Source organism: Azospirillum sp. (assembly GCF_050789165.1).
Genome location: NZ_JBOZRT010000054.1, coordinates 1 through 22,170, shown reverse-complemented (window position 1 = coordinate 22,170; position 22,170 = coordinate 1). Strand labels below are relative to the sequence as shown.

Annotated in this window: 20 protein-coding genes and 1 pseudogene; 20 read left to right on the top strand and 1 reads right to left on the bottom strand. The window is 68.2% G+C overall.

Annotated elements, in window-relative coordinates; genetic code table 11:
- Nucleotides 1-10: 10 nt before the first annotated feature.
- The 16 genes from ACRWK7_RS12815 to ACRWK7_RS12740 all read left to right on the top strand — a co-directional run bounded on the left by ACRWK7_RS12815 (nucleotide 11) and on the right by ACRWK7_RS12740 (nucleotide 12,328).
- A complete protein-coding gene (locus ACRWK7_RS12815) occupies nucleotides 11-1,690 on the top strand; it encodes a DNA primase family protein (protein ID WP_431856617.1) in 1,680 nt (559 codons plus the stop codon).
- A 327-nt stretch (nucleotides 1,691-2,017) separates the two neighbouring features.
- Nucleotides 2,018-2,665, top strand: a complete 648-nt coding sequence (locus tag ACRWK7_RS12810; protein ID WP_431856616.1) for a hypothetical protein — start codon at nucleotides 2,018-2,020, stop codon at nucleotides 2,663-2,665.
- Nucleotides 2,666-2,963: 298 nt separating this feature from the next.
- Nucleotides 2,964-3,122, top strand: a complete 159-nt coding sequence (locus ACRWK7_RS12805) for an HNH endonuclease (RefSeq protein WP_431856615.1) — start codon at nucleotides 2,964-2,966, stop codon at nucleotides 3,120-3,122.
- 144 nt (nucleotides 3,123-3,266) lie between these two features.
- Complete coding sequence (locus tag ACRWK7_RS12800) at nucleotides 3,267-3,842, top strand: phage terminase small subunit P27 family (RefSeq protein WP_431856614.1); 576 nt, start codon at nucleotides 3,267-3,269, stop codon at nucleotides 3,840-3,842.
- Nucleotides 3,832-5,511 (top strand): terminase large subunit, encoded by a 1,680-nt coding sequence (locus ACRWK7_RS12795; RefSeq protein ID WP_431856613.1) that lies wholly within the window; start codon nucleotides 3,832-3,834, stop codon nucleotides 5,509-5,511. Before ACRWK7_RS12800 ends, ACRWK7_RS12795 begins: the two co-directional genes overlap by 11 nt.
- On the top strand, nucleotides 5,508-6,803 hold the full coding sequence (locus ACRWK7_RS12790) for a phage portal protein (protein WP_431856612.1): 1,296 nt from the start codon (nucleotides 5,508-5,510) through the stop codon (nucleotides 6,801-6,803). Before ACRWK7_RS12795 ends, ACRWK7_RS12790 begins: the two co-directional genes overlap by 4 nt.
- Nucleotides 6,793-7,398, top strand: a complete 606-nt coding sequence (locus ACRWK7_RS12785; RefSeq protein WP_431856611.1) for an HK97 family phage prohead protease — start codon at nucleotides 6,793-6,795, stop codon at nucleotides 7,396-7,398. The genes ACRWK7_RS12790 and ACRWK7_RS12785 overlap by 11 nt, the downstream gene beginning before the upstream one ends.
- A gap of 37 nt (nucleotides 7,399-7,435) precedes the next feature.
- Complete coding sequence (locus ACRWK7_RS12780; RefSeq protein ID WP_431856610.1) at nucleotides 7,436-8,959, top strand: phage major capsid protein; 1,524 nt, start codon at nucleotides 7,436-7,438, stop codon at nucleotides 8,957-8,959.
- Between the two features lie 50 nt (nucleotides 8,960-9,009).
- Entirely contained in the window at nucleotides 9,010-9,474 is a 465-nt protein-coding gene (locus ACRWK7_RS12775; protein ID WP_431856609.1) for a hypothetical protein, read from the top strand.
- A 49-nt stretch (nucleotides 9,475-9,523) separates the two neighbouring features.
- Nucleotides 9,524-9,835 carry a head-tail connector protein gene (locus ACRWK7_RS12770; protein WP_431856608.1) on the top strand — a complete coding sequence of 104 codons (312 nt, stop codon included), beginning with the start codon at nucleotides 9,524-9,526 and terminating at the stop codon, nucleotides 9,833-9,835.
- Nucleotides 9,832-10,155, top strand: coding sequence for a phage head closure protein (locus ACRWK7_RS12765; protein ID WP_431856607.1), 324 nt, complete (start codon nucleotides 9,832-9,834; stop codon nucleotides 10,153-10,155). Before ACRWK7_RS12770 ends, ACRWK7_RS12765 begins: the two co-directional genes overlap by 4 nt.
- A complete protein-coding gene (locus ACRWK7_RS12760) occupies nucleotides 10,155-10,634 on the top strand; it encodes an HK97 gp10 family phage protein (protein WP_431856606.1) in 480 nt (159 codons plus the stop codon). The genes ACRWK7_RS12765 and ACRWK7_RS12760 overlap by 1 nt, the downstream gene beginning before the upstream one ends.
- Entirely contained in the window at nucleotides 10,631-11,020 is a 390-nt protein-coding gene (locus tag ACRWK7_RS12755) for a DUF3168 domain-containing protein (protein ID WP_431856605.1), read from the top strand. The genes ACRWK7_RS12760 and ACRWK7_RS12755 overlap by 4 nt, the downstream gene beginning before the upstream one ends.
- Nucleotides 11,021-11,087: 67 nt before the next feature.
- Nucleotides 11,088-11,564: a hypothetical protein gene (locus tag ACRWK7_RS12750; protein WP_431856604.1), complete on the top strand. Its 477-nt coding sequence runs from the start codon at nucleotides 11,088-11,090 to the stop codon at nucleotides 11,562-11,564.
- Between the two features lie 102 nt (nucleotides 11,565-11,666).
- Nucleotides 11,667-12,068 carry a hypothetical protein gene (locus tag ACRWK7_RS12745; RefSeq protein ID WP_431856603.1) on the top strand — a complete coding sequence of 134 codons (402 nt, stop codon included), beginning with the start codon at nucleotides 11,667-11,669 and terminating at the stop codon, nucleotides 12,066-12,068.
- A 20-nt stretch (nucleotides 12,069-12,088) separates the two neighbouring features.
- Nucleotides 12,089-12,328 carry a hypothetical protein gene (locus ACRWK7_RS12740; protein ID WP_431856602.1) on the top strand — a complete coding sequence of 80 codons (240 nt, stop codon included), beginning with the start codon at nucleotides 12,089-12,091 and terminating at the stop codon, nucleotides 12,326-12,328.
- A gap of 10 nt (nucleotides 12,329-12,338) precedes the next feature.
- Here ACRWK7_RS12740 and ACRWK7_RS12735 read toward each other — a convergent pair whose 3' ends face one another.
- Entirely contained in the window at nucleotides 12,339-12,926 is a 588-nt protein-coding gene (locus ACRWK7_RS12735; RefSeq protein WP_431856601.1) for a hypothetical protein, read from the bottom strand.
- 99 nt (nucleotides 12,927-13,025) lie between these two features.
- On the opposite strand from ACRWK7_RS12735, the gene ACRWK7_RS12730 reads away from it, so the two are divergent.
- The 4 genes and pseudogenes from ACRWK7_RS12730 to ACRWK7_RS12715 all read left to right on the top strand — a co-directional run.
- Nucleotides 13,026-19,397 (top strand): tape measure protein, encoded by a 6,372-nt coding sequence (locus ACRWK7_RS12730; RefSeq protein WP_431856600.1) that lies wholly within the window; start codon nucleotides 13,026-13,028, stop codon nucleotides 19,395-19,397.
- Complete coding sequence (locus tag ACRWK7_RS12725; protein WP_431856599.1) at nucleotides 19,397-20,962, top strand: hypothetical protein; 1,566 nt, start codon at nucleotides 19,397-19,399, stop codon at nucleotides 20,960-20,962. Before ACRWK7_RS12730 ends, ACRWK7_RS12725 begins: the two co-directional genes overlap by 1 nt.
- Before the next feature lie 10 nt (nucleotides 20,963-20,972).
- On the top strand, nucleotides 20,973-21,863 hold the full coding sequence (locus ACRWK7_RS12720) for a hypothetical protein (protein ID WP_431856598.1): 891 nt from the start codon (nucleotides 20,973-20,975) through the stop codon (nucleotides 21,861-21,863).
- Nucleotides 21,860-22,170, top strand: a pseudogene (locus ACRWK7_RS12715) (SPRY domain-containing protein); the annotation flags it as partial. The gene ACRWK7_RS12720 and the pseudogene ACRWK7_RS12715, both read left to right, overlap by 4 nt.

Below are 22,170 nucleotides of genomic sequence, written 5' to 3'. Positions count from 1 at the left end.
GGGGGTGGTCATGCCGGATGACGCGCGGATCCCCGACGACATGCGCGACGCCATCGCCGACCTGCGCGACAGCATCCACAACGCTGAGCCGGTCGCGACGCCGCCGGGCGGTTCCCCGCCCGGACCGCCGGAGCGCGAAGAGGGTGGTGACCCGCCCGATGATCGGCACCTTGCCGACTTCGAGCGCAACGACACCGGCAACGCCGCCCGGCTGATCAAGCGTTTCGGCGCCGACCTCGTCTACGTGGACGGGATGGGCTGGGTCTGCTGGGACGGGGACAGTCGGGAGGACGGAGGCCGCTTTGCCTTCGAGCTGGGCGAGCTGGAGGGTGTGCGGCGTTGCCAGTGGACCCAGGCCAAGATGTACGACGAGGTCGAGGCCCTGAGGAAGGAGGGGCCGCCGCCACCTTCGCCGGAGGAAGAAGGCGAGACCGACGAGACCATCCGCAAAATGCTGCGTCGGGAGCGCATCAAAGCCTGGGAAGACAGCCTGAAGGCCGCCCAGCGGCACGCCCTTCAATCGGGCAACGCCGGCAAGATCACGGCCATGCTCGACATGGCAAAGCCCGATCTTGCCAAGCCCATGCAGGCGATGGACGCGCACCCCTGGCTGCTGACGGTCGAGAACGGGACGCTCGACCTCTCCCCGGTTGAGGCGGACGCGGGGCAAGCGGCGGACGGTTGCTCCGATCCGCCGCCCTGGTCGGCCCGGCGCCGGTCGAGCCGGCGCGCGGATCTGATCACGCGCCGCGTCGCGGCCAGCTATAGACCGGGGGCCGACTGCCCGCGCTTCAAGACGTTCCTCGAACGCATCCAGCCGAGTGAGCCTGTGCGGAAGTACCTGCAACGCCTGTTCGGGTACCGCCTTACCGGCCGGGCCGACGAGCACGTCTTCGTGGTGTTCTTTGGCACTGGGCGCAACGGCAAATCCACGCTGGTGGACGTGCTGCGCCGGGTCTATGGCGACTATGCCGCCACGGTGCCGGTGGGGCTGTTCCTCGACGATGGTCACGTGCGGGCCGACGGGCCGAGACCGTCGCTCGCCAAGCTGCCGGGCGTGCGGGTGGTGTTCATGTCGGAGCCGAAGAAGGGCTCGCGCCTGGACGAGAGCATGGTCAAGGAAACGACGGGCGGCGAGCCCATCGAGACGCGCAGGCTCAACCGCGACCCGTTTGAGTTCCGGCCGCAGTTCGTACCCATCATGAGCACCAACCATAAGCCGGAGGTGCGGGGGCTCGACCCCGGCATCTGGGGCCGCATCCATCTCGTGGGCTTCCCGGTCACCATCCCGGCGGCGGAGCGCGACAAGCGCCTCGGCGAGACGCTGTGGACGGAGCGCGACGGCATCCTGAACTGGATGCTCGACGGGCTGAAGGAGTGGCACGAGCAGGGGCTGAACCCGCCGCAGGAGATCCTCGACGCCGTCGCGGAATACAAGGCCGACAGCGACCCGCTGGGCGAGTTCCTCGACAGCGAGACCGTGGCCGAGGCCGGCAAGCGCGTAAAGACCGCCGACCTGTACGAGCGGTACGAGGACTGGTGCAAGCGCAACGGTGTCGAGCCCCTGAAGCAGAACGGCTTCTCCCGGCGGATGAAGGACCGGGGCTTCCGCACGGTCAAGGTCTCGGTGCTGTTCTGGAGTGGCCTCGACCTGCTTCAGGGCGTCGATGCGCCGGAGATGGGCCTGTGACGCGGTCGCTAGGGAGCAATCGCCAGCCGAGGGAGCAATCTCCGGCGGGCCACCCTTGGGGCGCGGGGGCGGAACTCTAGGATTTGCAGGGGGTCGGGAGCAATGGGGAGCTTAGGGAGCGATTTCGGAGGGTCTGGTGCAGGTGTGCGTGCGCGTGTGCGAGCGCGCTTGCGCGAGCGTGTGCGGAGACGCCCGGTATTGCTCCCTATTCTCCCTAAGCTCCCAAAATGGAATGAAATCAAAGCCTTACAAGGCGAGCCGGCAGGGAGCTTAGGGAGCTATCCGGTTTTTGTAGGGAGCAATTGAGCGGTGAAGGAGCGGACGGGCATGGACGAGCGGGCGGAAGGGGATGGCGCCGATCTGCCGGTGCAGGTGTGGGAGGCGGTGCTGGGCGTCGCTGCTGCTGCGGCTGGGCGCAAGGAAGGCCGTGAGGCCATCGCTGGCTTGGCACGGCACCTTTCGGAGGTGCCGGGCTGCGACGAACTGGCGATGCGTTTGGCGATGCTGACCAAGCTGAGCACCCAAGAGTTTGCCAGTCTAAAGGGCTGGGTGGGGGTGATGCATCGGGGCGGCAAGCTGACCGACACCGAACTGCGCGCTGCGCGTGACATCGGGCGCGGCATCGAGCAGGCGGTGGTCGTTGTGGCTGACGGTCTTCGGGCGGTGGACCCATCCAGGCTCGTGGTCGATGGGGGCAAGCTGCCGACGTTCTCGCTAGGTGGCATGACGCGCACCGCACCCGAAGTGGCGCGGGTGGAAGCGTGGCGGGCCGAGGTACGGGAGCGCCCAGCCATGCGCGCGGTGGTGAGGGGCAGCCATGGCAAGATGCCGGTCGATGCCCTGGTGCTGCGCGTTCTGGTGGAGGGCGTTGCCCCGCGGCGGCTCGATGCAGAGCTTGGCCTGAAGCACGGTCGGGCACAGCAGGCGGTGCTCAGCGAGTTGCGCACGTATGCGCGGATGCACTTTTCCGCTTGACAGATCGGGGACGCTTTCGGCACCGTCCCTGTAATGCTACCGAAGTACGCCCGGCGGGTTAACCCGACCGGGCGTTTTCTTTTCAACCATGCCCTGGAAGCCCAACAAACCCTGCGCCGCGCCCGGCTGCGGAGCGCTCGTGCCTGCCTCACAGCGATACTGTGAGGCGCACGAACGCCAGCACCATCGCGAGCACGACCGGACGCGCCGAGCCTCGCAGCCGTGGCGTGCTTGGTACAACACGGCACGGTGGCGGGTGCTTCGTGCGTGGCGGCTCACCACCGAGCCGCTGTGCCGCATGTGCACTGAGGCAGGGCGCATCACGGCGGCGTCCATCGCCGACCACGTCGAGCCGCACCGCGGCGACGAGGCCAAGTTCTTCGACCCTCAGAACACGCAGTCGCTGTGCAAGTCCTGCCACGACAGCGACAAGCAGCGGGCGGAGCGCGCGCAATAATGTTGCGACCCTTACACCGTGTAAGGCTGACCGAGGGCAGGGGTAGGGGGGTGCAAATCGCTCCGACCCTGACCCCTGAAGACCGGACGCTTCCCCAAATTTTCTGCTCCGCAGAAATCGCGAACTTTTTTTTGAGCGTTGGACATGACCCGCGGTCGTAAGCCGCAGCCGGCCGAGGTCAAGCAGGCGAAGGGCAACCCCGGCAAGCGCCGCGTTGCCCAGACGCCGGCCGACTTGCCCGCGCTCGGTTCGACCGCCCCGGCCGACTTGCCCGCGCGTGCCCGCAAGATTTGGGACGAGCTGGCTCCGGAGCTGGCCCGCCTGAAGTTCCTGCGCTCGACCGACCGCGAAGCCTTCGCGCGCTACTGCCTGCACCTATGCCGGTGGTGGGAGCTGACGAAGGCGCTGGAGAAGAAGGGCGGCGAGACCTACGTGACCGAGAGCGCCCACGGCACCATGCGCCGCGTGGATCCCGACTTCCTCGTGCGCGAGCGCATCGAATCGCGCCTTGAGACGTTGGAGGATCGCTTTGGCCTCTCCCCGGCGGCGCGTCAGCAGCTCTTGCAGCGCATGATGTCGGCGCCGCCCCCGGCGCTGCCGGCCGGCGGTCTGTTTGGCGAGGATCCGGCCAAGCCCGCCGGTGATCAGCCCGTCAGCCCGCCGAAGCCGCCCGCCTCTCCGGTTGGCCTGCTCGCGAAGGCGCAGACCCGTGTCCACTGAGATGCAGGCCGTCCCGCCGATGCCGCGCGGCGGCGATAAGCTTGGCGCGTGGTTCGACGCCGCAGCGGCCGACGCGGCGGTCGCCTTCTTCCCCACGTACCTGCGCCACACCGAGGCGGAGTGGTACAACAAGCCCTTCGAGCTGTCGGTGTGGCAGGCGAACTTCGTCCGCGCCGTGTTCGGCTGGAAGCGGGCGGACGGCACGCGCCTGATCCGGCAGGGCTACCTTGAGGTTCCGCGCAAGAACGGGAAGACCGAGTTCGCCGCCGGCCTGTCGCTGCTGATCATGGTGGCCGACGGCGAGTACGGCGGACAGGTCTACTCGATTGCCGTCAACAAGGAGCAGGCGGAGATCGTCTTCCGCAAGGCCGGCGTCATGGTCGGCCTGTCGCCCGACTTGGCCGCCGCGGTCGAGGTCTACAAGACCGCGCTCTACTGCCCGGAGCTGGCGGCCAGCTTTAAGCCGCTGTCGTCGTCGCCCTCGTCCAAGCACGGCTTCAGCCCGTCCGGCGCGGTCGCCGACGAGCTGCACGAGTGGCCGGACGGCGAACTGCACGACGTGGTGCACAAGGGCACGGCGGCGCGCCGTCAGCCGCTTGAGATCCTGATCACCACCGCCGGGCAGACCGGCGTCGGCTACGGCTGGGAACTGCACGACTACGCCCTGAAGGTGCTGGGCGGGGAGATCGAGGATCCGACCTTCCTGCCGGTGATCTTCGCCGCCGATCCCGAGGCGGATTACCGCGACCCCGCCGCTTGGAAGAAGGCCAACCCGAACTTTGGCACGTCGGTGAAGCCCGACTACCTCGCCGCCGAGGTGGCGAAGATCCAGGGCAATCCGCGCCGGGAGGCGAACTTCCGCCGCTTCCACCTCAATCAATGGGTCGATCAGGTCAACGGCGGCCTGCCCATGGACGATTGGGACAAGTGCAATCTTCGTCCCGTCACCCTCGACCTGCTCGCGGGTCGCCCGTGTTGGGGCGGCCTCGACCTGTCGAGCACGACCGACCTCTCGGCGCTGGCCCTGTTCTCGCCGGCCGAGGATCTTTCCGGCGTCTGGGACGTGTGGTGGCGCTTCTGGCTGCCGGTGCCCTCGTCCAAGGCGCTGGCTGAGCGCGTGGCCCGCGACCGCGTCGCTCTCGACCAGTGGATCAAGGATGGCTGGATCCGCGGCACCGAGGGCGACGTGATCGACTACGACGTGATCCGCGCGGAGATCACCGGCGGTGACACCGACCTGTCTCGTCTGATCGGCCTTCCCGGCGGTCGCCCCCTGGTCGAAGTCGTGGACCTGCGTGAACTCGCGATCGACCGTTTCAACGCCACACACATCACGACGCAGCTTACCAGCGACGGTGTGACGGTCGTGCCGTTCGGGCAGGGCATGGTGTCCATGTCCGCCCCGTCCAAGGAGTTCGAGCGGTTGGTGATCGGCCATCGGATCAACCACGGGGGCAACCCGGTCGCCCGCTGGATGGCGCGTTGCACCACCTTCGAGGAAGACGCGGCCGGCAACATGAAGCCGGTCAAGCCGCCGCGCCGGAAGACCCCCAACCGCATCGACGGCATCGTCGCCGGCATCATGGCGTTGGGGCGCGCGACGGCTCCGCAAGAGCAGGGGGGCTGCGTCCCGGCTTCGGCCGCAGAAGTGTTCGGAGGCTTCGTATGAAGATCGGTCCGTTCGAGTTTCGTCTGTCGCGTCGCTCTTCGGAAGCGCCTTACGATCAGTGGCAGAACATCCCCTTCTTTGGTTATGGGGCTACGGCGGCCGGTGTTGCCGTCACGTCCGAGAACCCAATCAGCCACCACACGGTGTTCTCGTGCATCAATGTCATCGCCGAGGGCGTGGCGATGCTGCCTCTCTACCCGTACCGTGGGCGCAAGCCCAATCAGCAACTGGCGACGGATCATGACCTGTTCGAACTGCTGACGGTGGCGCCGAACCCGTTCATGACGGCGTTCGCCTATTTCAAGCTCGTGATCTTTGAAAAGCTGCACTACGGGAAACACTACTCGCTGAAGGACATCGACCCGGCGACGGGGCGCTTGCGCGGCCTCTATCCCATCGAGCGCGGCCGGGTGCTGCCGTTCTGGTACAACGATCCGGAGACCGGTCTTCAGCGCCGTGCGTACCGCGTGACCGCGCCCAGCGGTCGGAACGCCGTGTTCCTGGAGGATGAAATCTTCCACGTCCAGAACCTGCCGATCCTGCGCGGCGCGTACTACTGCCTCGACGGCCTGTCGGTCTGGCAACACTACCAAGCGGAGACCATCGGCGGCGCCCTGTCGGTCGAGCAATCGGCGAACAGCGCTCTCGCCAACGGCGCGGTCCTGTCTGGGCTGATTTCGGTGAAGGCGCCGTTGTCGGACCCGGTGGCGAAGGAGATCCGAGAGCAGGTGCAGGACCGCTACGCTGGCCCCGGCAACGCCGGAAAGATCGGCGTATTCGGGCACGACGCGACCTTCGTTCGCATGAACCAAACGGCGGAAGAGGCGCAGCAGCTCGAAACGCGCAAGTTCAACCGGTCGGTGATCGCCGGCATCCTGCGCGTTTCGGCGCACCTGATCAACGATCTGGAAAAGGCGACGTTCTCGAACATCGAACACCTCGACCTCGCCCACTACAAGCACTGCCTGACCCCGCACCTGATCGACCTGTGTCAGACGATGCGTAAGGATCTGCTCACGCCCGCCGAGCGGGAGACGATTTACGTTGAGCACGACCCCACCATCCTGCTGCTCGGCGATCAGAAGACGCTGGGGGAGGTGCTGGAAAAGGGCATCCAGAGCGCCCGCTATACGCCGAACGAGGCCCGCGCCATCAGCAATAAGCCGCCGCTGCCGGGCGGCGACGAGCTGTACATCAACTCGGCTTCGGTGCCGCTGCGGCAGGCCGCGCAGGGCATCGGCGCGAAACCCGCGGCCGAACAGCAGAAGAGGGATGCGGTCGATGCTGCGTGAACCCGATGGTGAGAAGCCGGCGGATCTTGAGGTGCGATTCGCCGTCGATATCGAAATGCGGGCTGTCGATGACACTGCGCGCACCTTGCAGGGCTATGCCGCTGCCTTCAACGTCAAGACCAAGATCCGGTCATGGTCCGGTGAGTTCGAAGAGGTGCTCGAACCGGCCTGCTTCGCCGACACGCTGGCGAAGCAGGCTGACGTGCGCGCGCTGGTCGAGCACGATTACCGCTCCCTGCTGGCGCGCACCTCGGCGGGCAACCTCGTGCTCGAAGAGGATGCCCGCGGCCTGAAGTTCAGCATGAACCTGCCGGACACCCAGCTCGGCCGCGACACGTATGAGAACGTCCGGGTGCGCAACTACACCGGCATGTCCTTCGGGTTCATGCCGTTGAAGATGAAGCAGGACTTCGACGAGCGCGGCCGGCTGGTGCGGGTGTCGCACCAGTCGGTCGATCTGCGTGAGATCACCATTACGTCGATGCCTGCTTACCCCAAGACCAGCGTGGCGATCCGCTCGCTGATCACCCGGTCGGCCTCTCTGCTGCCGGGATCGCTCGACCTCCGCCTTCGCATCGCGAAGCTCCGGGCCTGACGCTTCACCGCCTGTCCACCTAACGGGAGTTCCCTTCATGACGCACCGTCCCCTGACGGCGGCGCTCGCCACGCTGTGCCTGGTGCTGGCCGCCGCCTTCCTGCTCGATGTCCTGTCCCCGGCCGCTGCCTTCGCCGCGACCTCCCTGTCGGAGGTCGCCACGTCGGTCTTCGGTCTCTCGCCCGGCGAGCTGTTCGCCTCTGTCGCGCTCGGCGGCTTCACGGTCGCCGAGCTGAAGCAGAAGCGCGCCAAGCTGATCGAGGAAATGGAGGCGCTCTCCAAGGGCGACCTGACCGACGAAACCCGCTCCGCCTTCGACGCCAAGGAAGCCGAACTGACGAAGGTCAACGAAGACCTCCGCCGCGCCGAGACCATGGAGAACGCACGCCGCTCGGTGGCGGTGTCGGTCGCCCCGCAGGGCACCGAGGCGGGCGGGCAGGGCGCTGGCGATCCGGTCGAGCAGCGCGCTGCCCTGCTGCCGCTCGCCGCTCAACCGGCACCGCAGCGCAACCTGGGCGAAGAGTTCGGCGGCTTCGTCCGCTCCTACGCCATGTCGCAGTACTCCATCCGCTCCGGCACGGGCTTCCTGACCGCCGCCGAGGCGGCCAAGGAACTGTACGGCGAGCGCCACCCGGTGACCGAGAACGTCGCCCGCGCGCAGACGATGTCCGACAACGCCAGCGGCGGCTTGGCGGTGGTGCCCACCTACGCCGCCGAGATCATCAAGCTGTTCGGTCCGTCCACCATCGTCCGCCGCCGGGCGCAGGTGGTGCCCGGCAACGCCGATTACCTGAAGGGCAAGACCGGCGCCGCCGTGGGCTACGTCGGCGAGAACGAGCAGGGGCAGGCGACGGGCGTCACCTGGGGCATGCTCTCGATGCGCGAGAAGGACATCAGCGCCATCCTGCCGATCAGCAAGAAGCTGCTGCGCAACACCGCCTTCGGCGTCGAGGTGTACTGCCGCGACGAGCTGATCCGCGCTGCGGCGGAGTTCGAGGATCGCATGTTCCTCTACGGCACCGGCACCGGCAAGCAGGTGAAGGGCTACGCCTTCGCCATCCCCGACGCCCACCGCTTCTCCGCCGTGAACAAGACGGCGCCGACCAACGCCGAGGTCCGCGCCGATCTGCGCAAGCTGCTGAAGGTGGTGGCGAACGCCAACGTGCCGAAGGCCGGCAACAACCCCGGCTGGTTCATGCACGAGTCGGTGCTGCTCTACCTTCAGGATCTGTACCAGGGCGACAACAAGGCCTTCCCGACATTGGAGGGTGAGAACCCGACGCTCTACGGCTACCCGGTGGACACCACCACCCAGATCACCGCGCCGGAGGGAGACGGTGGCGAAATCTTCTTCGGCGCGCACCGGTTTGCGATGATCGGCGACACCGTCACCATGACGCTGTCCACGTCCGATCAGGCGTCCTTCAAGGATGCCGGCGGGAATCAGGTGAACCTGTGGGCGCAGGGCATGCTCGGCATCAAGCTCGACATGAGCCACGACTTCGCCCTGCGGCACGAGCAGGCCTTCGCGCTGCTCAACGCGGTGAAGTGGGGCGGCTGATCGCCACCCGCTTCCTGCCCGCCTGATCACCAGCAGAAGGAACAACCGGCATGTTTACGCCTGCCATGGGCCGCGACGACGCGGCTCTGTTCACCCCGGCCTTCGCCAAGGCCGAATACGACCTCACCGCCGGTGCCGGCTCGGACAACGCCGAGCAGACATGCGCCGCGCTCGACCTACGCGACGACTTCGGCACCAAGCGCTTCGGCACGGCCATCGCCATCATCGCGGCGACGGCCACGCTCGCCGTCGCCGCGACGCTCGTCGTCACGGGCATCTGGGAGCACTCCGACGACGGCGCCACCTACACGGAGATCGGCACCGACGAGACGATGCTGACGCTCACCGGCGGTGCCGGCGGCTCGACCGAGACCGGCGCCGCCGCTCTCGGCTGCAACCTCGCCGAGGCCAAGCGGTTCGTGCGCTTCAAGGAAAAGCCGAACCTCTCCGCGGCGGACACGGACACCGCCAAGGTGTCGGTCGTCTACGTCCTGTCCAGCCCTTCCGAGCTGTGATCCGAGCGGGCGGCCTCCAGGCCGCCCGTCTCCGTTCCGAGGCGAGCCCATGCCCTCCATCGTGACCCTGGACGAAGCCAAGGCGCACCTGCGCGTCGATGGCGCCGACGACGACGCGGACATCACGCTGAAGCTTGAAGCTGCGCAGGATGCTGCCGTGCAGTACCTCAACCGGCCGGTGCCGTGGGCCGATGCTGCGGGCATCGAAGTACCGGTTCCTGCTTCGGTCAAGGCCGCCGTCCTGCTGCTGCTGGGCGACCTCTACGCGATCCGTGAGGCTTCCATCGTCGGCACTATCCACACCGTGAACCCCACGGTTGAGCGGCTTCTGTCGCCGTACCGGAAGGTGCCCTTCGCATGAGCGCCGGCAAGCTTGATCAGCGCATCCGTATCGAGCAGCGCTCCCGCGTCGAAGACGAGGGCGGCGGTGCGGTCGAGGGCTGGGCGCTGCTCGCCGAGGTCTGGGCGGAGCAATGGCCCGTCTCCGGCCGCGAGCGCGCCGAGGCGCAGCAGGTGCAGGCCTCCGCGATGGTCCGCTTCCGCATTCGCCGCCGCACCGACGTGTCGGCGGACATGCGGGTGATCTGGCTGAGCCGCGCCCACAACATCCGGCACGTGGCTGACGCAGGCCCGCGCGAGCCGTTCGTGATCCTCGACTGCGAGGCGGGAGTTGCCCTCTGATGGCCGAGACCTTCCGTGAAGCCCAGGCTCGCTGGCGCGACAGCAACCGCATCTCCGGCGGTGCGAAGCTGCGCCGCTTCCTGCGCAACCTGCCCGAGGCGATCAAGGCCGAGTTGCAGTTCGCCATCGCTGAGGCGGCGCAGGATATCTTCCGCGACGCGTCCGCCCACATTCCGGAGCCCGGCGCGCACCCCTATTCCACCGGCGAGCTGAAGCGCAAGTTCACGGTACGGATCAGCCGCGACGGATTGCAGGCCCGCGTCGGCTCCTGGGGTCGCCGCCGCGCTGCACACATCCACCTCGTGGAGTTTGGCGTTGCCCCGCACGACATCCCGCAGCCTGACGGCACGGTGATCCACCACCCCGGCGCGCGGGCGCAGCCGTTCCTCTTCCCCGCCTACAAAGCAAACCGCGCACGCAGCATCCGCCGCATTCGCGCGGCGGTCCGCTACGCCCTTGAGAAGGCCGCCGCCCGATGAGCGCCGCTTCCTGGCCCTTGCAGGTCGCCATCGTCGCCGCGCTGAAGCCGGCGCTGAACCCGGTGCCGGTGCTCGACGACGTGTCGACGAACACCGCCTTCCCTTACGTGGTGATCGGCGAAGACACCGTGACCGACTGGTCAACGGTGGACCGCGACGGTGAAGAGCTCGACACGACCGTGCACGTGTGGAGCCGCTACGCCGGGCGGAAGGAGATCAAGGAGCTGATGGGCAAGGTCAAGACCGCGTTGCACGAGCAGCGCCTGACCGTTGCCGGCCAGCACCTCGTGTCGCTGCGCTTCGCCTTCGAGACCAGCTTCGTCGAGCCGGACGGCCGGACCCGGCACGGCGTGATCCGCTTCACCGGGCTGTTGCAGAGCCCCTGAGTTCTTCGGTCCGCCGAAGTCCCCGGCCGCCCCCTCGGGCGGCTTTTTTCGTGAAAGGAGAGAGCCCATGGGGGCCATCACCGCATCCAAGACCAAGCTGTCCGTCGGCGGCACCACCGCCTGCGACACCGTGTCGGAGTACGACGCCCTGACCTGGGTCGCCGTCTCGGACGTGACCAACTACGGCGAGTTCGGGCCGCAGTATCAGGAGATCACGTACACGCCCATCGAGACCGGCGTCGTCAAGCGCCTGAAGGGCGCGCTCGACAACGGCAACCTTCAGCTCGAACTCGCCCGCAACCCCGACGACGCCGGGCAGGCCGATCTGATCGAGGCGCTCGCCAGCTACGACAACATCAACGTCAAGGTCGAGCTGAACGACAAGCCCAGCGGCGCCGGTGCCAAGCCGACCCGCTTCTTCTTCCCCTGCAAGGTGATGGCGTACCGCCCGGTGATCGGCGACGGCAACCGCGTCGTCGGCGCCACCGTGCAGCTCGGCATCGACGGCGACGTGCTCGAAGGCGCCAAGGCCGCCGGCTCCTAACACCGAACTCGCGCGCGAGAGCCGGGCCGGCGGCGCTATCGGGACGCCGCCGGCCCATCCTTCCCGATCCCGATGCAATTCCGAAAGACTGGAGTTCCCGATATGTCGAACCCCCTCACCAAGGGCGAAGTCCGCTTCACCGTCGAAGGCACCGAGCACGTGCTGCGGCCGACCATGGCCGCCTTCAGCCAGATCAACCACCGGTACGACGATTACGCCGACCTGATCCGGAAGATCACGCGCAACGACGTGAGCGCCATCGCCTTCGTGCTGCGGCAGGGCCTGGGCTACAGCGACAAGGAGGCGAAGACGCTCCCGTCGCTGATCATGAAGGCCGGCGTGTCCGCCCTGATCGAGCCGACCACCGACTTCGTCTTCCGCATGTTCAACGCCGGCAAGAGCCCCGACGAGGTGATGAAGGAGGAGACGGCGAAGCTCGCGGCCGAGGCCGAAGGCGCCGAGGGGGCCGGCAAGGACGCCGCCGACCCTTTGCTCGGCGCCTGACCTACCGGGAGTACGCGGCCTTGCTGTTTCAGCGCGCCACCGGATGGCTGGGGTGGACGCCGGGGGTCACCCTCCGGGCGTCGATCTTCCACATCGAGATGGCCCTCGACGGCAAGGTCGAGTTCGTGCGGATGACGAACCCATGGGGCGGCGACGAGCCGTCCCAGGCCGCGCCGCCCAAGAGCGACGACGAGGTTGCTGCTGGGCTGGCCGAGTTCTTCCGCTCGCACAAGAACTACCGGGGAGCGGCGGAGGCCTGAGGGCCTCCGCTCACCGCGCGGGGAGATCGCGTTCGATGGAATCGAGTTCGATGGCGATGGCGGCCAGTCGCATGGCGGAGCCGGGTGGGTTCGTGCGGGTGAGCGTCTGCTGCTCGCGCAGCAGCACGTCGCGTCGGCGGTGCAACTCGTCCGCGGTTTCCTCAATCCTCTGCGTGGTTCGCAGAGGTGACGCGGACGGCAGCGCGGGCGTTGGCATGGTTTCGGGCGTGGGCTTGCCGAACATGCGGGCTTGCAGTGCGGTGAAGGTCTGCGGCTCCGCGGTGGCGAGGAAGCGCCGCCCGTCCGTCAGCTTAACGACGAAGACCACGTCGGTGCTGTGCCCGCCGAAGATGCCGCCGAGGATGGCGCCCACCGGGCCGGCGAGCAGACCGCCGAGTGCTGCCCATCCGGCCATGCCCGCCAGCTTGCGGACCGAATGCTCATCGTGCTTTTCGACCGCGGCCACGTCGTCGGGAACGCGGATCGTCGTCGGCGTCCACGCGCCCTTGGGTGTGTAGCTGATGCTTCCGAACCGCAGGCTTACCGGCGTGCCCCACGACGGCTCGATGTCGCCGGCAAGTATCCTGATCGTCCCCACGGGCGCCGCCTCCATCGGTTGAGCCCGGTCCAATGTCGTATCGCTCACTGACGCCTGTCAACCCGCCGCCCTGCGGCGGGTCTGCCCCGGAGCGCCCCAATGGCTGACACTGAAGGCCTTTCCGTCCGCCTGACGGCTGACGATGCCCCACTGCGTCGCGGCTTTATGTCGGCCGAGCAGGCAGTGAACCGCGCCGAGCGGTCGATTGGTTCGTCGCTGGGGCGAATCGACGGCGCGCTTGCCGCCGTCAACGCCCGCACCGAGGGGATGGTTCGCCGCCTCGACCAGCTCGCCGCCGTCGCCGGTGCCGGCACGCTGGGCGCGCTGGCGCAGAAGGCGCTCGCAGCGGCCGACGCCTGGACGCGGGCGGAAGGCAAACTCGCCCTTTACAGCAAGTCGGCGGATGACGCCGCCCAGGTTCATGAAAATCTGTTCCGGGTGGCGCAGCGGTCTCGGGCTGCGCTGGAACCGACCATCGGCCTGTACGCCAGCCTCGCCACGTCGATGGATCGTCTTGGCAAGACGCAGGACGATGCCGTCGGTCTGACCGAGACCATCAACAAGACCTTCAAGATCAGCGGCACCGAGGCCGGGGCGGCGGCGGGCGCGATCACCCAGCTTGCACAAGCGCTCGGTTCCGGGGTCCTGCGCGGCGACGAGTTCAACAGCGTCATGGAGGCGGCGCCACGCCTCGCCCAGGCGCTGGCAGATGGGTTGCGGGTGCCGCGCGAGCAGCTGCGCGCGCTTGCAGAGCAGGGGCAACTCACCGCCGACAAGGTGGTCGATGCCCTGCTCAAGCAGTCCACCGCCATTGACGCCGAATACAAGAAGATGGGCGTCACGGTGTCGGACGCCATGACCATGCTGGGCAACGCCGCTGTGCGCTTGGTCGGTCGCACCGATCAGGCGCTCGGAGCCACGGCGCGGCTGTCGCAGGGCGTCGTGTCGCTCGCCGACAACCTCGACGCTGTCGCGGCGGCGGCGCTGGCAACCGGCGGCGCTGTCGCTGCGGTCTACGTGGCCCGCGGTGTGGGTGCCGCTGTCGCCGCTTCGACCGAGGCGGTGGTTGCTGGCCGGCGACTGATGAACGCGTGGCTCGACGGCAAGGACGCAGCGCTTGCCGCGGCCACCGCCAATCTGCGCGGCGCCCAGGCGCAACTGATCGCTGCCCGCGCCCAGGATGCGGTGACCGGCGGTTTCGTTCGGCAGCGGGCCGCCATCGCCACGCTGTCGGCGGCGCACGACGCCTATCAGGCGGCGTTGGCGCGCAGCACTGCGGGGGCGGTGGCACTGTCCACCGTACAGACGGTAGCGTCGCGCGCCATGGCTGGCTTGAACACGGCGCTCGCTTTCGTCGGCGGTCCGGTCGGCGCCGCCTTCCTTGCCGCCGCCGGTGCTGTGACCTACTTCGCCACGGCCGAGACCGAGGCGGAGAAGGCAACCCGCCTGCACGAGGCGGCCCTGCGCAGCTTCGACGACTCCATCGACCGCAGCACCGGCAAGGTCAAGGACATGACCGATGCTGTGAAGGCCTTGCGCGTTCAGCAGTTGGAAGCGGCGCGCGACGCCGCGCAGAAGGCCGTCGCCCAACAGGAGACCTTCGCCCGCGCCGGTAACTTCAAGATCGACCGTGCCACCTTCGATAGCGGCCTGTCGCGTGCCGACGCGGCCAAGGTGTTCGGGCCGGTTCGCGATCTGCAACAGCAGTTCCTTGACGGCAAGCTCGGCGCCGAAGAGCTGTTCGCCGCCATCGACAAGCTGGCGCGGCAGGACGAGCGCCTGAAGCCGGTGGCGCAGGCCTTCGCCGCCTGGGCCGAGCCCCTGACGGTCGCGAAGCGGCAGGTTGAGGAAGCGGACGCCCGCCTTGCGGTGCTGAACGGCACGGCCACCGAAGGGCAGAAGACGCTGATCGGGCTCGGGGAGAAGGCGACCGCCGCCGCGCAACCCTTCCGCGCGGTGGGGGCGGCAGTGGCCGACCTCGCCGCCAAGCTGAAGCTGCTGGCGTTCCCCGAGGGCTTCGAGCGCCGGCTTGCGGAGATCACCGGCCCCGCGCCCGAACCGAAGGTGCCTGTTGTCACCAGCCTTCAGGACCGCCGGACGAATGACGACGACGTGGCGTTCCAGAAGTGGCAGGCCGATCAGGCCGCCGCGCGCATCACCCTGTCGCGCTTGGTGACGGCGGAGACGAAGAACGAGACGACGCAGGTCGAGCGGCAGGCCGCTGGCCAGAAGCTGCTGGCCGGCGCTCTGACCGCGACCGCCAAGGCGCACGCGGAGAACCGCGTTGCCCTGGCGGAAGAGGTGCTGAAGTACCCGGCCCTCGGCGCCGCCACCGCCAACACCATCCTGACGACGAAGGACTTCGGCACCGTCCTGAAGACCCTGCCGCCCGAGCTGCAAAGCCTGTGGGGTGCCATGGAGAAGAGCGCGTCGGCCAAGCTGTCCGGCGAGGTGGCGCAGCTCACCCAGCAGATGCAGTTGCAGGCCGATGCCGCCGACCGGCTGGCGGCTGCAGCCGGTGCCGGCGAGGCGGCGCAGCGCGCGGCCAACTACGCCAACAAGGAAGCGGAGGCCGCCGCGAAGGGGCTCATCTCCCTGTCCCAGCAGCGTGAGGCGAACCTGCGGGAAGAGGCGGCGGCCATCGTGTCGATCCGCAACGACACGGTTCGCGCCCTCGACCTTGAGACGGCGAACACCAACCGCCTGACCGTCGCCATGGCGGCCGGCGGCGAGGCGTACCGGGCTGCGCAGGAGGAAGAGTACCGCCTGTCGATGATCCGCAAGCTTGGGACGGACGCGACCAAGGCGGGCACCGACGCCCAGAAGGCGCTGAACGATGCCATGGAGGCGTACCGGCGCAACCGTGGAGCCAACGACAACCGCTTCTTCGAGGAACAGAAGCGCACGGCCAACGACAACCTGACCCTCGCTCGGCGCGAACTGGACCTGATGGGGCAGGCGGAGCCGGTGCGCGAGCGCGCCCTTGCCAGCCTGCGCATCCAGCAGCAGGCCGCCGAAATGATGAAGTCCACCACCGCCGAGAACGTGGCGGAGTGGGTGAAGCTTCAGGAGCAGATCGCCGATGTTCAGGCCCTGAAGACCTTCCAGGGCGAGGTGCGGCAGACGGCGGCCAACATCGCGACCTCTCTTGCCGAGAAGATGTTTGAGAAGGGTGGCAGCATCATTGACTGGTGGCGCAACCTGCTGAAGCGGATGGCGATTGAGATCGCCACGCAGAAGTTCATCATGCCTGTGGTGCAGACCGTTGTTGGCGCTGTGCCTGGGCTGTTTGGCATCCAGTCCCCGGCCGGGGCTGGCGGGGCGACTGGGGCACAGCAGGGCGGCGGCTGGGGCAACGTCTTTAACCAGATGGGGCAGGCGGCTGGCGGCTCGCAAACCCAGGGGCTGATCGGTCGGGCCGCGGATTACTTCGGCTACGGTGACCAGTACACCAGCTTCATGAACACGTCGCTAGGCTTCGGCGGGACCGCCGTCGCGCTGCCCGCGGCGACCTACGCCGGCGCCATCGGCGCCACCAGCGCCGGCAGCTTGGCGACCACCGGCGTCGCCACCGCCGGCTCGCTGAACGCCGCCAACGGCATCGCCGGTGCGGGGAACCTCGCCTATCTGAACGCCGCCTACAGCGGCACCACCAGCGGCGCGGCGGCCACCTCCAGCATGACGGTGGGTGGCGCGATGGGCGCCGCCGGCACGGTTATCGGCGGCGCGATGGCGGCCTATGGCATCGGCGGCGCGCTCGGCACCGCGACTAACAGCAAGGCCGTCGGCGCGGCCGGCGGCGCCGCGGTCGGCGCCATGTACGGCACCATGATCCTACCGGGCTGGGGAACCGCCATCGGTGCCGTCATTGGTGCGATCCTGGGCGCGGTGGGAACCCAGAAAAAGTCGAGCCTGTACGGTGGTGCCTACGTCGAGACCGACGCCAACGGCAAGGTCGTGCGGCAGGGCTCCGGCGCCGACTCCACCCAGGAAGACAACCTTCCCGCCATCGAGCGGAACGTGAAGGCCACGTCCGACGTCATGGCTGCCATTGCCCAAGCCGGCGACCTGACGCTGTCGCACAACACGATCGTGGCCGGGGCCACCGAGAACGGCAAGTGGACAACCAAGCTGGGCGGCTGGCAGGGGCCGGTGGTCTCCACCTCGGAAGACCCAGCCGTCGCCGCCGCCGCCGCGATGAAGTACCTGATCAACAACCCGGGGAAGGCCGGCCCGACGGTGACTGGCAACGCCGATGTCATCACGGCGTTGAGAAATTCGACGGCCCAGGACTCCGATACGCTGATTAAGCACCTGGACTATGCGATCACCTTCCGTGATCGTCTCGCCGCGATGACAGACAGCGTCGGCTTGGAGGATCAGGCCAAGAAGACGGGTAAGCAGGCGTCCGATGACTTGGCGAAGTCCATCAAGGAGTTCAGGGATACGGCGGTTGAGCTGAAGCTCGATGTCACCGCGGCCAACACCGCCACCAAGCAGTGGGTGGATACTCTGGTCTCCGGTGCCGACCCGAAGACCTACACGACCTGGGAAGCTGCGGCCATCCAGATGAAGGCGCAGTGGGACAACATGCAATCCACCCTGGAGGCGGTTGGCTACACCGCGGCGGAGGCGGGTCAGAAGATCAAGGAGGGTTTCGGCAACAACCTGATGAAGCTGAAGCAACAGGCGACGGCGGAATACAACGCGCTCATGAACAGCGCTCTTGGGCGCGATTACCTCACGCAGATCGGCGGTATCACCGGGCAGCAGGATTCCTACCGGCGTAACCTTGTCGCTGTCGGGTACAGCGCCGACGAGGCTGCCAATATGGCCGCCTCGCTGGTCACCCGGCAGGTTGAGGCCGTTCTGAAGGGACTGTCGGTCGAGGATCTGACCACCGCTGCCGGCAACCTCGGCAGTTGGATGGGCAACTTGGCGCAGAGCATGCTCGACGCTGCCAACGCCAGCGCCGCCGCGGCGAAGGCCGAGCAGTGGCGCGCCGACACCACCAGCCTCGCCGCCCGCGCCAACGCGGCGGTCGGTCGCGATTACCGCAATGCCCTCTACACCTTCGACGCCCAGGCGTTCCAACAGGTCAGCGCGACCGCGGCGGCGGGCGGGAACGTCAGCGGCCTGATGGAGGTATTGGCCGTCGAGCGGGCGCGGACGATGGTCGAGCAGGTGGGCGCGGCCATCGACAAGGAAATCTCCATCCGCGAGCGCTCCATCAGCGTGGCCGAGCAGGAGCTGACGGCGCGTCAGCAGCTCGCCACCTCTCTGCGCCAGCAGGCCGCTGGCCTGGACACCGACGCCAGCCTGTCGAAGTACGATCCCCTGACGCGACTCCAGAAGGCGGAAGCGGCGTTCCGCGCCGCCTTCGCGGTCGCCAACGACAACGACCCCTTGGACGAGGAAAGCCGGGCGGCGGCGGCCCGCCTCGACACGCTCGGCCGCACCGCCATCGAGGCGGAGAAGGCCGTGTTCGCGACCACCCGCTCGACCACGTTCGACGAGGCCCAGGCGGCCATGAACACGGTGGCCGACCGCCTGGACGTGGGCGCGACCCTGGCCGACCAGCAGCTCAAGGCGCAGCAGGACACGGTGAGCGAGCTGAAGAAGCTGCGGGAGAAGGCGACGGCGGCCTTCGACCTTGACCGGATCAGCACGGCCGACCTGTCCACGAAGCTCACGGAAGCGACCACGGCTCTGACCGCGGCGGTGTCGAAGCTGTCGCCCTCGACCACCGGCGGCGAATCGCTTGGCGGCGCCTTGATGGAGGCGGCGGCCCGCACGTCTCCGCAGGACACCGGCCCGGCCGGCGAGGTGACCCTGTTCGGCATGACGGCGGATGGCCGCGTGTGGCGCGACCTCACGCGGGCCGCCGGCTTCGGCGGCGAGTTCAAGGACGGCGCGGCCATCAAGTGGCTGGAGAACAACCCGGTGCAGCGGGCGATGGTGTTGCAGGCGCTGGCCCTGCACCAGCAGATCGCGGCATCTCGAAAGGCCTACCGGCTGGGTGGCATCGTCGGCGGCTACGAAGCCGGCGGCATTGTCGGCAACGGTCTCTGGAACGTGGACAGCGTGCGGGCGCGCTACGCGGGCGGCGGGGAGATCCTGTTGGCCGGCGGCGAGCATGTGACGCGGGCAACCGCCGTCAACGACCGCACCCTGCCGGTGCTCGACGCCATCAACCGCACCGGCCGGGTGCCGATGGTGGACGCTTGGGGGCAGCCGCCCGCGAACGACCGCCGCGCGTCGGGAACCGATGGCGGCGTGGTGGTGCTCGCCGCCGCGGTGGACCGCCTGGGCGGCAAGATCGACGAGCTGCGCAGCGACATGCGCTCGCACGAGGGCGCGGCGCAGGGGCAGCGCTCGCGCATCGCCGTGGGCGCGGAACAGAAGCTCGACGCGATCAAGTCCGAACTGGAAGAGCTGCCGCGCCGCATCGCGGCGGCAGGGGGTAGGTGATGCGGATCCGGCTGTACGAAATCGTCGCCCACCACCGCGCCACCGGCCACCTGCACCGGTGGCATCTGGCGACCGCGCCCGGCTACCGCTCGCGCAGCGATGACACGCCGGCATCGGTGACCTGGCTGCCGCTCGTCGGTCAGTGGGCGTCGGTGGCGGTGCAGGCCTCGGGCGGTGGCGGGCAGGGCATCGCCGTCGATGATCTGAGGCTGATCAACGTCCGCTCGGCCGACGCTCTGCCCCGTTGGGCGAACGTCTTCGACCTGACGGACGGCGTGTGGCTGCGCGTGTCCCTCGGCCTGCGCCCGCTCAACCCGCTGGTCACCGACTACGTGGTGCAGGCCATCGTCGAGCGGGAGGTCGAGGAAGGCGCGTCCTACAGCACGGCAGTGGTCACGTGGCGGGCCAAGGCCGGCATCCTTGCCCCGGACCGGACCGAGCTGCGCCTGCCGGTGTACGACCGGCAGGGCGACTTCGACGCGCCGGTGCTGACGGGGACCTACGCCGGTACCGGCGGCACAGAGGGACCGGCAGAACTGGCGAACGTGACCAAGGAACGGTGCTTCGGCTGGCACGCCGTGGTCATCCCGACCTATTTGGGCGTCGATACGGTGACCGGGAAGCACATGTACTCGGTCAACGGCGGGCACCCCATCGAAGGCGTGCCGAAGGCCTGGGACAAGGCCGCGCCGTACACGCTCGTCGTCGGCACGCCCAGTACCACTGGGCAGTACAGCGTCAACACCTCCACCGGAATCATCCTCGTTGGCGGCGCCAAGCCGGAAGACTTCCGCTGCGAGGTGAAAGGCGACAAGACCGGCGGGGTGTGGCGCCGTCACATCGGCGCGGTGATCAGCCACCTTGCCACAACGGCCGGGCTCGCCTCGACGGTGGACGTGTCGGGGATGGATGCGATCCCGCGCACCATCGGCGTGTCCCTGCCGGCCGGCGACACCACGACCCACGCCGATCTGTACGACCGCCTCGTCGGCTCGGTGCCGCGCGGACGGTGGTACACGGACCTGACCGACCAGCTCGTCGTGACGCGCCTGCTGCGCGCGGTTGAGGCCACGCCGTCGCGCAGCTACCGCAAGGTGGCAGGCGAAACGCCCGGCCTTCGCCCGATGACGGGAACCCGCACCGTCCCCGCGAAACAGGCGGTGGTACGGTACGCCGGCAACCCGTCGCCCAGCGACCAGACCGCCGCGTCGGCGTCGGCCGGCGACGTGGCGCTGTGGTCGAAGGCGTGGCGCGAAGCCGCGTCCGAGGTGGACGCGGCCATCGTCGCGGCCTGGGGCACCTCGACAAAGGTTGCGTACATCGAGACGGCGCTCACCTTGCAGGCCGACGCCGAAGCGGAAGCGCCGCTGTGGGCCGCGGAGAAGGGCGACCCGCCGATGCCGTACGAGCTGAAGGTCAGAGATGGCGCCCCCGGCCTGTGGATCGGCGGCGCCTGCAAGGTGACCGACGATGTCGCCGGCTTCGAGGCCGGGGCGACCGTCGTCGTCACCGGCCGCACCAACCGCGACCGCGGCGGCGGCGCGACCCTCTACGTCGAAAGGTAGACCCATGGGAGTGGGGTATCTGGCCGACCGCAACGAGGTTGCGGACAGCGCCTGCACGATCACCAGCAACGTGGATTGGGCGGAGACTGCACCGCTCACCTCGTTGCGCACGTTGCCGATGATCGACGCTGCGGAATCGCTGGCGCTCGGCACAGCGGCCGAACCGGTGCAGATCGACATCGTCTGGGATGCGCCGATCTTCCTGACCTACGGCGGCCTTCACGACACGAACCTGCGGCAGGCGTCCTACTTCCGGTTCGATGCCTGGGGCGACGAAGACCGGACGGACCTGCTGTTCACCACCACCGCGGCGGACGGCCGCGACCGCCGTGTCGTGCCGGGCCTTACCGATCCGCGGTACATGCGGGCCGGCGCCCCCAACCAGATGAGAGGCGACCTCGAACCGAGGGACTTCCGCCTGTACCCGACGCACCTGCACGTGGCTGTACCGCTGTGCCGCCCCATCGCGGTTCGGTGGACGCTGTGGGGTAGCGCGTACCGGGCCGACGACAGCAACGATACCGGGTATCGGATTGGTCTCGCCTGGGCGGGTGACGGTGTCGGTCTTCAGCACGTCGTTGGCGGCTCCGGCGAGGGCGTGAAGTCGAACGACGACAAGCTCGTCACGCCCGGCGGCGGCGTGTGGGTAGAACCCGGCGTTTCTCGCCGCAGTGCGCAGCTCTCCATGCCGGCGGTCGGCAAGCCGGTGCGCGACACGCTCTTCGACATGTCCAAGCGCGCGGGCCAGAACAAGCCGGTGGTGTGGCTGCCGAACGTGGACCGTCCCGAAGAGTGCTTCCGCTACGGCGGCCTGTTCCGCCGCGCCGACGATCACGAACACAAGTATGTGTCGTCGGAGTACGTGGGCTGCACCATCACCTTGGAGGAATGGAAGGAATGAGCGCGCTCTCCGAAGCCGTTGCGCGTCTGGCGCTGTACAACCTCGACAGATACGACGCTTCTGCCAATCCCTATGGCCTCTCTGGCACAGGCGGTATGGACGCCAACTGGGAGCGGGCGGTTGCTGATATGGCAACAGTCGGCAATGCTGTCGGCAATATGTCGGATCTGCTCGCGGTGGTGGTGCCCACCTTCGCGGTGGTCTGGGACACTGGCACCGCCGATGCTGATCCTGGGGCTGGTAAAATGCGCGGCAATCACGCCACGCTGTCCTTGATCACCCAGCTGTACGTCTCGACCACCGACGC

Coding starts and splice junctions, on each gene's coding strand:
- ACRWK7_RS12775 (WP_431856609.1), top strand. CDS start 9,010: ATGTTTACGCCTGCCATGGGCCGCGACGACGCGGCTCTGTTCACCCCG.
- ACRWK7_RS12800 (WP_431856614.1), top strand. CDS start 3,267: ATGACCCGCGGTCGTAAGCCGCAGCCGGCCGAGGTCAAGCAGGCGAAG.
- ACRWK7_RS12815 (WP_431856617.1), top strand. CDS start 11: ATGCCGGATGACGCGCGGATCCCCGACGACATGCGCGACGCCATCGCC.
- ACRWK7_RS12805 (WP_431856615.1), top strand. CDS start 2,964: ATGTGCACTGAGGCAGGGCGCATCACGGCGGCGTCCATCGCCGACCAC.
- ACRWK7_RS12780 (WP_431856610.1), top strand. CDS start 7,436: ATGACGCACCGTCCCCTGACGGCGGCGCTCGCCACGCTGTGCCTGGTG.
- ACRWK7_RS12755 (WP_431856605.1), top strand. CDS start 10,631: ATGAGCGCCGCTTCCTGGCCCTTGCAGGTCGCCATCGTCGCCGCGCTG.
- ACRWK7_RS12770 (WP_431856608.1), top strand. CDS start 9,524: ATGCCCTCCATCGTGACCCTGGACGAAGCCAAGGCGCACCTGCGCGTC.
- ACRWK7_RS12760 (WP_431856606.1), top strand. CDS start 10,155: ATGGCCGAGACCTTCCGTGAAGCCCAGGCTCGCTGGCGCGACAGCAAC.
- ACRWK7_RS12730 (WP_431856600.1), top strand. CDS start 13,026: ATGGCTGACACTGAAGGCCTTTCCGTCCGCCTGACGGCTGACGATGCC.
- ACRWK7_RS12765 (WP_431856607.1), top strand. CDS start 9,832: ATGAGCGCCGGCAAGCTTGATCAGCGCATCCGTATCGAGCAGCGCTCC.
- ACRWK7_RS12785 (WP_431856611.1), top strand. CDS start 6,793: ATGCTGCGTGAACCCGATGGTGAGAAGCCGGCGGATCTTGAGGTGCGA.
- ACRWK7_RS12745 (WP_431856603.1), top strand. CDS start 11,667: ATGTCGAACCCCCTCACCAAGGGCGAAGTCCGCTTCACCGTCGAAGGC.
- ACRWK7_RS12725 (WP_431856599.1), top strand. CDS start 19,397: ATGCGGATCCGGCTGTACGAAATCGTCGCCCACCACCGCGCCACCGGC.
- ACRWK7_RS12810 (WP_431856616.1), top strand. CDS start 2,018: ATGGACGAGCGGGCGGAAGGGGATGGCGCCGATCTGCCGGTGCAGGTG.
- ACRWK7_RS12750 (WP_431856604.1), top strand. CDS start 11,088: ATGGGGGCCATCACCGCATCCAAGACCAAGCTGTCCGTCGGCGGCACC.
- ACRWK7_RS12790 (WP_431856612.1), top strand. CDS start 5,508: ATGAAGATCGGTCCGTTCGAGTTTCGTCTGTCGCGTCGCTCTTCGGAA.